This is a genomic window from Sporosarcina sp. NCCP-2222 (genome assembly GCF_023168145.1).
Classification (GTDB): domain Bacteria; phylum Bacillota; class Bacilli; order Bacillales_A; family Planococcaceae; genus Sporosarcina.
Genome location: NZ_BQYK01000011.1, coordinates 65,883 through 76,119, shown reverse-complemented (window position 1 = coordinate 76,119; position 10,237 = coordinate 65,883). Strand labels below are relative to the sequence as shown.

11 protein-coding genes are annotated in these 10,237 nt (G+C 44.3%); 4 read left to right on the top strand and 7 right to left on the bottom strand.

What is annotated here, in order from left to right:
* The 6 genes from NCCP2222_RS18620 to NCCP2222_RS18595 form a co-directional block, all read right to left on the bottom strand.
* A partial coding sequence (locus tag NCCP2222_RS18620; protein ID WP_248513887.1) for a thiamine pyrophosphate-binding protein occupies window positions 1–599 on the bottom strand: 599 nt, incomplete at its 3' end.
* Window positions 600–671: 72 nt separating this feature from the next.
* Window positions 672–2,897, bottom strand: coding sequence for an EAL domain-containing protein (locus tag NCCP2222_RS18615; RefSeq protein ID WP_248513886.1), 2,226 nt, complete (start codon window positions 2,895–2,897; stop codon window positions 672–674).
* A 976-nt stretch (window positions 2,898–3,873) separates the two neighbouring features.
* Window positions 3,874–4,665, bottom strand: coding sequence for a hypothetical protein (locus tag NCCP2222_RS18610; RefSeq protein ID WP_248513885.1), 792 nt, complete (start codon window positions 4,663–4,665; stop codon window positions 3,874–3,876).
* A gap of 33 nt (window positions 4,666–4,698) precedes the next feature.
* Window positions 4,699–5,055 (bottom strand): hypothetical protein, encoded by a 357-nt coding sequence (locus NCCP2222_RS18605; RefSeq protein WP_248513884.1) that lies wholly within the window; start codon window positions 5,053–5,055, stop codon window positions 4,699–4,701.
* Complete coding sequence (locus NCCP2222_RS18600) at window positions 5,031–5,654, bottom strand: DUF2207 domain-containing protein (protein WP_248513883.1); 624 nt, start codon at window positions 5,652–5,654, stop codon at window positions 5,031–5,033. The genes NCCP2222_RS18605 and NCCP2222_RS18600 overlap by 25 nt, the downstream gene beginning before the upstream one ends.
* 154 nt (window positions 5,655–5,808) lie before the next feature.
* A complete protein-coding gene (locus tag NCCP2222_RS18595; RefSeq protein ID WP_248513909.1) occupies window positions 5,809–6,444 on the bottom strand; it encodes a YusW family protein in 636 nt (211 codons plus the stop codon).
* Window positions 6,445–6,586: 142 nt separating this feature from the next.
* On the opposite strand from NCCP2222_RS18595, the gene NCCP2222_RS18590 reads away from it, so the two are divergent.
* Window positions 6,587–7,024, top strand: coding sequence for a hypothetical protein (locus NCCP2222_RS18590; protein ID WP_248513882.1), 438 nt, complete (start codon window positions 6,587–6,589; stop codon window positions 7,022–7,024).
* A gap of 55 nt (window positions 7,025–7,079) precedes the next feature.
* Here the strand turns inward: NCCP2222_RS18590 and NCCP2222_RS18585 are convergent, their stop codons facing one another.
* Window positions 7,080–7,721, bottom strand: coding sequence for a metal-dependent hydrolase (locus NCCP2222_RS18585; protein WP_248513881.1), 642 nt, complete (start codon window positions 7,719–7,721; stop codon window positions 7,080–7,082).
* A 254-nt stretch (window positions 7,722–7,975) separates the two neighbouring features.
* Between NCCP2222_RS18585 and NCCP2222_RS18580 the strand changes: the two genes are divergently transcribed.
* The 3 genes from NCCP2222_RS18580 (at window position 7,976) to NCCP2222_RS18570 (ending at window position 10,236) form a co-directional block, all read left to right on the top strand.
* Window positions 7,976–8,890: a DUF2268 domain-containing putative Zn-dependent protease gene (locus tag NCCP2222_RS18580; protein ID WP_248513880.1), complete on the top strand. Its 915-nt coding sequence runs from the start codon at window positions 7,976–7,978 to the stop codon at window positions 8,888–8,890.
* Window positions 8,891–9,062: 172 nt separating this feature from the next.
* Window positions 9,063–9,551, top strand: coding sequence for a hypothetical protein (locus NCCP2222_RS18575; RefSeq protein WP_248513879.1), 489 nt, complete (start codon window positions 9,063–9,065; stop codon window positions 9,549–9,551).
* 145 nt (window positions 9,552–9,696) lie between these two features.
* Complete coding sequence (locus tag NCCP2222_RS18570; RefSeq protein WP_248513878.1) at window positions 9,697–10,236, top strand: hypothetical protein; 540 nt, start codon at window positions 9,697–9,699, stop codon at window positions 10,234–10,236.
* The last annotated feature ends 1 nt before the right edge of the window (window position 10,237 follow it).

Sequence of the window (10,237 nt, the reverse complement as noted above, 5' to 3'; positions counted from 1 at the left end):
GCTGCGTTCAGTTTGTCCACGACGTCTTCAAGATAGGGTGATACCATATGATGGGCGACTGGAAGATCCAATACAAACGGTTCAATCTCCTCCAGCAGAACATCAAATGGAATGGATAGATGCACAGGGCCTTTTACACCAGAAACGGCTTTCTCAAGCGCATGCTGCAAGTAAGGGCGCAGCATATCCCCGCGTTCTACACGTGCACTGAATTTAGTGACATATTGGAACATGTTGACCAAATCAGTCCCAAAACTACTGGAATCCTGTCCAAGCGCCTTACCGGTATCTTTCATGGACGGATGCCCTGTAATGATCAATAAAGGAAGATGGGACGCCGCAGCTTGACCAGCCGCAGTCAATAAATTCGTTCCGCCCGGTCCGGATGTACCGATTGTGACACCGATTTTTTGATTCATCAAAGCATAGCCGGCGGCTTCAAATCCAGCTGCCGCTTCATGTTTCGCCAGAACAAATTCAATATTTTCATGGAGAAGCTCAAAAAGGATGGGCGAGACGGCTTTTCCGGGTATGCCGAAAATATGATTTAGTCCCCAATGCTTAAAATTTGATGCGAGTACGGAAGCTGTTGTTTTCATATGCGACTCACTCTTTTCAGTAATGTAATTGAAGATCTCCAAAGCCAAACGGGGAAGTTTACAATCGGTCCATCATTTATTCTGCAAGTAAGTAGATTCAAATTCGTCTGCTGGAAGCGGTTTGCTGAAATAAAAGCCCTGGACAACATCACAGTGTTGGTCAATCAAAAAGTCAAGCTGGTCTTTTGTTTCCACGCCTTCTGCAATGACTTGCATTTGCAGATTATGCGCCAGCGTAATGATAGCTTTGACAATAAAGGCATTTTGCGGACCATGGGCGATTTCCATAACAAATGATTTGTCGATTTTAATAAAATCAATCGGGAAATTATGCAAGTACGTGAGTGAACTGTAGCCGGTACCGAAATCATCGATGCTAATCCCAATGCCAAGCTTCTTCAGCTGTTGAAGTACCTTTAAGGAGTATTCATATTCCATCGCCATATATTCCGTAATCTCTACAACGAGATAATGGGGGTCTAGGCCGGTCCGTCGAAGCGTTTCTTTCATGAAGGCGACAAGATCCTTCGTCAAGAATTGCTGGGTCGATAAATTGACGGAAATTTTGAGAGGCTGCAACCCGGCTGTCTGCCATTTTTTGCTTTGGGTACAGGCTTCGTTAATAACCCATTTGCCTATTTGATTAATCAGGCCATTTTCTTCCGCCAGTCTGATGAATTTATCAGGATGCAACAGCCCTAGCGTCGGATGTTGCCAGCGAATTAATGCCTCCATTCCAACAAGTTTGCCTGTTGTAGAATGTACCTGCGGCTGATAATGAAGAACGAATTCCTCATGCTCAATCGCTTTTCTTAAATCCATATCCAGTTTGTAATCCTCTTCCTGACCCTCGAATAGCTCGGAAGTATAGACATTGTAGCGGTTTTTCCCTTGCTTCTTTGCTTGGTACATGGCATTATCCGCATAAATCATCAGTTTCTCCATGGAAATCGGATAGTCCGGATACAATGCGACTCCGATGCTCGCGGTTGTGTGCAATTCATCGTTGCCGATATAGAAGGATTCGTTGAACAGGTTCAATACTTCCTCCGCCTTGGCAGTTACATAATCCGGATTGTCGAAATCCTTAAGAAGGAAAATGAATTCATCTCCGCCCATCCGAGCAAGGACATCCTGTTCACCAAGGCAGCCGGATAGTCGTTCACTCACTTTTTTGAGTAAAATATCACCATAAGAATGGCTAAAGTTATCGTTGATTGCCTTGAAACGATCTAAATCGATAAAAATGAGAGCCAGCGTTCGATTGCGACCGTTCTCCATGTCCTTGATGATGTTCTGGATCTCTTCATTGATAAATCGGCGATTGGGTAGCCCTGTTAAATCGTCATGATACGCAAGGTAATTAAATTTCTCCTGAAGAAAATAGCGGTCCGAGATATCCCGGAATTGCCCGAAGGCTCCAATCATCTTATCTCCTTCGTAGATCGGCTGCGCGTCAAAGAGGCAGACAAGATGCTTCCCGTCGTCATTGGTAAATTGGATCTCTTCGTTTGTGAAAATCTTGCCGTGTTCTATAACCTCTTTGAAATAATCACCCGTAATAGGGGAGTCCATAATGTTCCGGCCAATCACATCTTCTCTGCGGTTGTTCGAAATCTCCTGGGCGAACTGGTTAAACTCAGTCGTAATCCCTTTCTCATCAGTGATCACAATACCATTCCGTGTCCGGCTCAACATAATTTGATTCATAATATTGAGCTTGCGGTTCTGTTTGCGCAATAAAAGCTCTCGCTCGATAGAATCCACGGATTGTGTCAGCATCGTTAAAAATAGAGGATTTTGAAACTGAATCGGCATCATGATGGACACACTGCCAAGAATATTGTCGTCGTCCGTGTAATGGAACGCCGTGCCGTAGCAGGCAATCTCGTGGAGGAACGTGTGATAATGTTGGGACCCAATAATGCTAATCGGATGTTTTTGTTGGAGAGCAAGACTGATTACATTCGTCCCTGTATCCTCTAGTACAAATAGACTCCCGGGTTTTATTCCAAATTGCTCGATCATCCCCTTGATTGTCTCGTCGCCTTCAATCTCGAGGAGGTAGCCATTCGCGTCTGATACAACGACTAGAATAGGGGTCCCCTTTAGCGAGTTTAAAAGTTTATTAGAGAAGAAACGGACAACCGACAAAATTTCACTGTATTCAAGCCGTTTAGCTGCGATTTCCTGCTCGTTTAGGAAATGTTTAGGGCGTGAAACCTCATGTGGATTCATGCCGGCTTTTTCACAGTACCGATTCGATTCTATTATATAATAAGCATCATGACTACTCATACTTTCCTCCGAATCTATCAAACTTATTACTGGTACCTAATTACTATCTATTGCTATGTGTTTGTATAAAATAAAAAGCAACTCTTTCGCCACAAAACCGATGGATGAAATAGTTACTGTCGTTTCACTGATTTTATTACAATCGTTATTAGTGTGTATAAGTTGTCAAGAAATTTATTTATTTCTAATGGATAATTATAAAGTTTTTAATAATAAAATTCAATTATACTGATCGGGGAAAAACTGGTTCTTAATGAAAAAGGAAAATCCTGGCGTCCGGTGGTTTGGGCGCTAAGATAGGGGAATGAGTGGTGTTGAGGTTTATTGGAGAGGTTCGTATATCTGGAAAAGTTGCCCGGAGTGCTCGTGGGAAACCTGGTGAATCGCTAATTCGGGAAACCGTTCGTATCCATTGCCGAAGTGCTCGTATATTCCGGCGGACCGCTCGTATATTCAAAAGAGTGCTCGTATCCGTTTTCGAACCGCTCGTATATTCAAATTAGAGCTCGTATCGGTTTTCGAACCGCTCATATATTTAAAAGAGTACATGTTTCAGTTGCCCGAGTGCTCATGGGTAAACCTGGCAAATCGCTAATTTGAGGAACCGCTCGAATAATCGTGTGGACCACTCGTATCCATTGCCGAAGTGCTCGTATATTCCGGCGGACCGCTCGTATAATCAAATTAGAGCTCGTATCTGTTTTCGAACCGCTCGTATATTCAAATTAGAGCTCGTATCGGTTGTCGAACCACTCGTATTTTTGAAAGAGTACATGTTTCAGTTGCCGGAGTGCTCGTGGGTAAACCTGGTAAATCGCTAATTCGGGAACCGCTCGTATAATCTTGTTGACCGCTCGTATATTCAAATTAGAGCTCGTATCCGTCGGCCAATCGCTCGGATATCCTGAAGACTGCTCAATCTGTTTTCAGAATGATCGTGTCCCGCTCCCAGACTACGAAAACCGCGATCCGAATTTTATTTCGGATCGCGGTGGCGTTTCCAATATTCATAGTGGCCGGTGAAGGAGTCGGTTTGAAAGGAGTATTGGTTCCAGGGGCTGGATGTTTCGTTCGTTTCTTCGGTTTTGACGAGCCGAAATTCGCCTGGCTGGAGGGTCATGACGTGTGAGTCGATGACTTTCATTTCATTGCCGGAAGGACTGAGTGCCCGGATTTTCACTTGCACTTCTTGTGTTTTGTCTAGATTGTTGCGGACGAAAAATTGATTGCTGTAGGGTGAATTTCGGCAGCTTGAAGTATTCTTGAGACATTCTCGTTCGGAAGTGACGAGGACAACAGGGAAATCCTCGGCTTGGGCTCCATCCGATGCCGCCATGGCTTTGTCGATTGCGTGGGAAAACGCCATTTTCTTGCCAGTTGGTACAGCAATCAACAGGATAGTGGATAATGATAAAACTATGCCGATGGTGAAGAAGTTGACGGCTTTTGGGTTATGGACCGATTTCGGCAAGTTTTTTCCAATCGTCCAGGTCATGATGATGTTAATCAGCAAGATAATCCCTGCCAATAAACCGACCACTAGGACGGCAACCCAGTTTTCGGTTTTCGTCTGAAAGACAGGGAAGTGATATGCTTGTTGGTAATACAATTGGACTCCCAAGCCGATTGCTACCAAAGCGATTTGAAGAAGAATGGGCCATTTGAAAGCGATTCTGTCTCGTTTGCCCGTTTTGACATCATGCGCGGAAGCTATAATTAGCAGGCTTGGTATTGAAAAAATAAGAACGGATACCATAACATATGGCATAGGGTACACCTCCGTTTCATTAATCTGTTCGTTTTATTGCACATTGCCACGATGGGAGTGCCTGCTCATTTCCCGCTGTTCTGCCCTTTGAATGGCTTGCCGAAAATGGTCGACGATGCGATTCTTCTCAGTCACAACTTCGCTTAGCCCTAAACGGTGCCATTCGGCATCCAATCGCTCCTCCGCATGTTGATCCTGCGCTCCGATGGCAAATGCATAGGCCCGCAACCGATCTTGCTCGGAGAATTGATTCCATAAGGTTTCCTTGAAATTTCCAAAGGTATCAAATGAATTTCGGAATGCTTGCCACGCTTCTATTTGCTGGTGTCCGAAGGAGCTTCGGGTTTTATAAAAGATGGCTACTATTATGGCATGGAAGAAATCGTCCATGCGGCGGCTGAATGTCCAATCAACCCGGCCATACTACAAACTGATGCCACACTTCCTGAAATTAAAGAAATGGCAAGTAGCCAGGAACGCAACAGGGCATTCGTATTGAACACAAGAGATAGGTGGACTTCTCGTTTGACTTCCTTGTGCCAGGCTTTGTGGGCTTCCAGAAAAAGAAGATCGTTCGTTTGATATTCAATAAAATACTTTATGTCGCTCAAATGAAATACCGGTGCCCCATAATTCACTCGTTCGAATAGCAGCGAGAGTAGCAATTCCTCATGAGGGTGATCAACATCCCGGCTTACAAGTTCATACTGCCCTTCTGAAATCTCACGTATCAGCCCTTTTCGGAGCAATTCCATAAAGGCTGCGGCTGTCATATACGGCGAGAAGATTCCATTTTTGACATAAGCGAGAGTCGCAGGCGTGCTCATGCTTTCTGCGGGAATGAAAAATTGGCCTGGCAACTTGTCAATCGCTTCTTTTTTCTCAAGTTTCTTACGAAAGTACGCAGTAAGGAGAAGGACGCCTAGAAGTCCGGCAAGCAATAGTATGGCAACTGCCACTGTAGATTCAGATGGTAAAAATGACTGCATCACGTTCACCCCTTTTCTCCTTTACGGGGCAGGGGTTAAATGGTTTCATTCATTTTTTCTGTTTCATTTAAATAACGAATAGAAAAACTGCACCTCCAATTGTTAGATGGTGTCTAACAATTGGGGTGCAGTTCATTTTAGGCAGCGGTTCATATTATTTACGGTCTTCAAACTCGATTTTAGTGTTGTCGCGGAATTTGATTTCCAAGTCAAATTTCTTATAATCGTTTGGCAGGTCAAATTCTTTGAGCACTTGTTTGATGACTTCTTCTTTCTTCATATCCTTGGTGATTTTTAGCTTTTCAAGTTTCGGATAGATCTGATTAAACGCATCTTGGCCTTTGAAGATCTGATTGTTTCGCTCGTCCTTCCACTTTGCATCTAACATACCGCTTTCTTCCTCGACTTCAATTTCAACCTCTTTTGAAGATTCTTTTGTTTGCCCATAATCAACACTCAAATCGAAATCGACATAATCAAGCTTGCTCCACTGATCATTCATGACAGAATGGTCAACTTCAGGTGCATTGCCTGTTCCGTTTGTAGAAGGGGCATTTGTATGAGTTTCCGCATTGTCAGTTGTATCCGTCGTTGTCGAATCATTCGTACCTGAATTATTCATACCTGAGTTATTCGTATCTGAATTATTCATGCCTGAATTAGTCGTACCTGAATTATTTGGTTCTGTAGTGCCCGATGTGCCAGTCGTTTTATCGTTCGTCGTTCCGCAAGCTCCTAGAACTAATACTGCGGCTAGTAAAACTCCTGAAATAGATGTTGTTTTCTTCATCACTTTGCATTCCTCCAATATTATCTTTGATGTACATTTTACTGTTCCCCGATGCGGTATTTTCATACTTGATTATTTTGAGTAACGTATCAAAGTAATAAGGAATTTTAAACAGGTTCAGAAGATTTTAAAAGAGTAAATTTTGTCTCTTTTGGGCCAAGTTGATATAACGCCGCTCCTCTCCCTCAAAGGTTTCACTGAAAATATCTATTTGTTAAGTCCTATTTATGTTTTGGGCAATATCAGCAAGTATTGCAAGTGGTGCCCATATGTATCCTCTGGCCATTATGGTTCCGTTATCATCGGAATCACACTGGCCCTTCTTTCAAAAAAGAAACTTCGTCAGCAGTCTTATTTGCTCATAATACGTCATGAAGAGGAAGCGGCCGATGAGCTCCGTGACCATTTACGTAAGCTGAACACTACATTGAAATCAAAAAACGTCCGCAAAGGATATGCGGAACTGACTTTAGAACTTATACTTCGGGACGACAACACGTCCTTCATGCAAAAATTAGCAAGTATCTCAGGCGTGGTAGAATGCTCGCTTGTCAATTATAGTGGTGATTATGCGCAATAAGAGTAGATATTTTACAGATGAAAAAAGAGTCTTCACGACTCTTTTTTATTTCCGATCAAAACTCCCGTTTCCAAATAGGAGCGAACCATTTGACGCCTCGCCGGTTCATCGGCAGGATTTTCATGTCGGCGACCAGATGGCTTGCGTAGCCCGCAAGCCCGGCGGCGACCATGCCTTCCATTGGCCATTGATTATGGAATTGGACTAGAATGAATCCGTAAAACGCCGCCCCCAGCAATGAATGGGTGTAGGAACGGTGTGGAAGGAACGATGCGATGATAATGTAACTTCCAGCCAGTAGAATGCCGATCGATTGGTGCAGGACAAATCCGAGAAGCATGACGAGAATGCCTGTTAATGTAAGAATTCGCCGCTGCGTAATGAGGCGTGACACGATCAGCAAGACGAGTCCGATTGCACCATATACTAGTAACGATGTGGAAAGGCCGTCTGTTAGGAAACGGTATGTAATGAGAAGAAAGACGCTGATTCCAATTAGCTGCATTATTGCTTGCGCGACCTTCTTGGAAACAGTGATCCGGTTGCTGGCCAGTCCGTTCGTATCAAGGTCAGGCGCTAAACCAGAAATACCGCCGATCGCCGTGCAAACTGAAATGGCGACGGGATCATGGGATGCTTGAAAGCCGGCGAATGCGCCTGCCGCCAAGCCGATAACGAAATGGGAAGTTCCATCCATATGTATACCTCTCAATATGATTTCTGTAGTGCTGTTCTATTTTCACGTATGCATCAGCCGGGTGCAAGGGGAACTGTACCTATGCAGCAATACTTTCACTGAGTAATTTTCATTTTTTTATCATAAATCAATTGCATTAGTCACCCGTGGGTGGCTTTTTTGTTTCGATAAATCCCCTTGACTCTCCCGTTACGTAATTCTTTACGATGGAAAGGAGATAGAGAATTTATTCGAATAAATGAGGTGAAGGAAAAGTGAAAATCATGATTGAAAATACAATTGAGCAGTATGATACATTATTCGCCCTGCATACGAACGAGGAGCGGGAAAACTATTTTAGCTATTCCATGATGAGGCCGTTTGAAAAGATGTGGAAGCTGATCGGTGTCCCGTTGAAGGCAAGGGAAAAGAATGGCTATGATGTCTTGATGGCTTCGCAAATGCTAGGGTTTGCCGGCATTCATGACGGGAAGACAGGGCAATCGGCGTTACAGAAATTAAAAGAGATGGATGCGCTGAAAGTGGCGGAAGAGACAATTGAGCATTGTGTCGCCATCTCTGCAGAACACGGATTACGATTAAAGGAGGAGATGATCCGATTCGGTGTTTATCTCGCCGATCATGAGAAATTACAAAACCAAAATGGCTACACAGGCTTTGGAGGCATTCCCGGATACGTAATCGCGATGATAGATCCGAACGACTATAATATTCCGCGTTTTTCTTCTTTAATAGCCCATGAATTTCATCATAATTTATATTTCTCCTATTTTGATTGGAATCATGGTGACATTACAGTAGGAGAGTATTTGGTGATTGAAGGATTGGCGGATTCATTTGCTACTGCCCTCTATGGCGAAAGGCATCTTGGCCCGTGGGTGACTGCTATTGATTCAGAGGAGCTTGAATATTCAATGGCGGTAATTGGGGAAGCGCTGCACCAAAAAGGCTTTGGAGTAGTGAGCGCCTACATGTTCGGGGACGAGCATGCAAAGAAAGAAGGTTATCCACCAGTTGGCTTGTCAGCGGGAGCCGGTTATGCGGTTGGCTATCATGTGGTGCAATCATTTATGAAACGGACAGGAACGACCATATGGGAGGCCACCTTGTTAGGTGCAGAGGCGATTATTGAGGGATGTGGGCTTTTTAATAAAGAGGCACATTTCTAATTCGACGTAACTTGATACATTTGTAAATAAAGAATCAAAAATAGAAGAGGACAAGCTCCGTTAACTGACATAATGTTCCCACCCACTCACCTTATACTAGAGTAGAAAATGAAGCCTGTACTAGAAAACTACTTCGTCTTGGGAACTTTATTATGGAGGGGTGGGCTTGTACGTGAAAAAGTTTAGCTTTTGCATTTTGCTTGCCGCAGCTGCATTACTAGTCGCTTGGCAAAACCACAGTTTTTCGGACACCGAACTGCTTCATGAGGAGACTGTCACCGCTATTTCTGAAGAGGAGGCTCTGCTTTCTGTACAATACGGAGAAGGCAGGGAGTTTTGGATCGGAAACAATACAGACCAACAAGTTGAAATCCAAGGGTCAGGATTCGTGGCAAACGGTGCTTCCAGCATCGCACCCGGCATGTTCAAAGGATTTATCCTTACGGGCCATCCGGATGAATTAATGGGCGGCTCCATTACCGTCCACGGTCTATGGGATGAAGGCGGCGTGAAAGTTGAATCGTATATCCCGCAAGCGAATATGGATTTCATCATGCAGGAATTGGATGGAGAACAACCCGAAGTGCGCCTGTCGGTCATGGAAATCGAACAGGACGAGCCGGATGCTGCAGAAGAGACAAACCTGGAAAATAGGGATTAATATAGTGATGCGTTTACGAATTTTGAGAAGGACAAGCATTCCAGCTCGTCAGGTTATTTGGCGGGATACCGGTGATATTTGGCGAGGTTTCAGAGTTATTTGGCGCACAGCGAGGTAATTTGGCGAGGGTCTGATGTAATTTGGCGTGTGCACGGTATTATTTGGCGTTTATCTCGATGATTTGGCGCGAATCCGGATATTCTGGCGTTCGTTCCGGTTATCTGGCGTTCATTTCGCTATTCTGGCGTTCGTTCCGGTTATCTGGCGTTCAATCCGTTATTCTGGCGTTCGTACCGGTTATCTGGCGTTCAATTCGCTATTCTGGCGTTCGTTCCGGTTATCTGGCGTTCAATTCGTTATTCTGGCGTTCGTACCGGTTATCTGGCGTTCAATCCGTGATTCTGGCGTTCGTACCGGTTATCTGGCGTTCATTTCGCTATTCTGGCGTTCGTACCGGTTATCTGGCGTTCGTACCGGTTATCTGGCGTTCGTTCCGGTTATCTGGCGTTCGTTCCGGTTATCTGGCGTTCGTTCCGGTTATCTGGCGTTCAATCCGTTATTCTGGCGTTCGTTCCGGTTATCTGGCGTTCAATCCGTTATTCTGGCGTTCGTACCGGTTATCTGGCGTTCAATCCGTGATTCTGGCGTTCGTTCCGGTTATCTGGCGTTCAATTCGTTATTCTGAC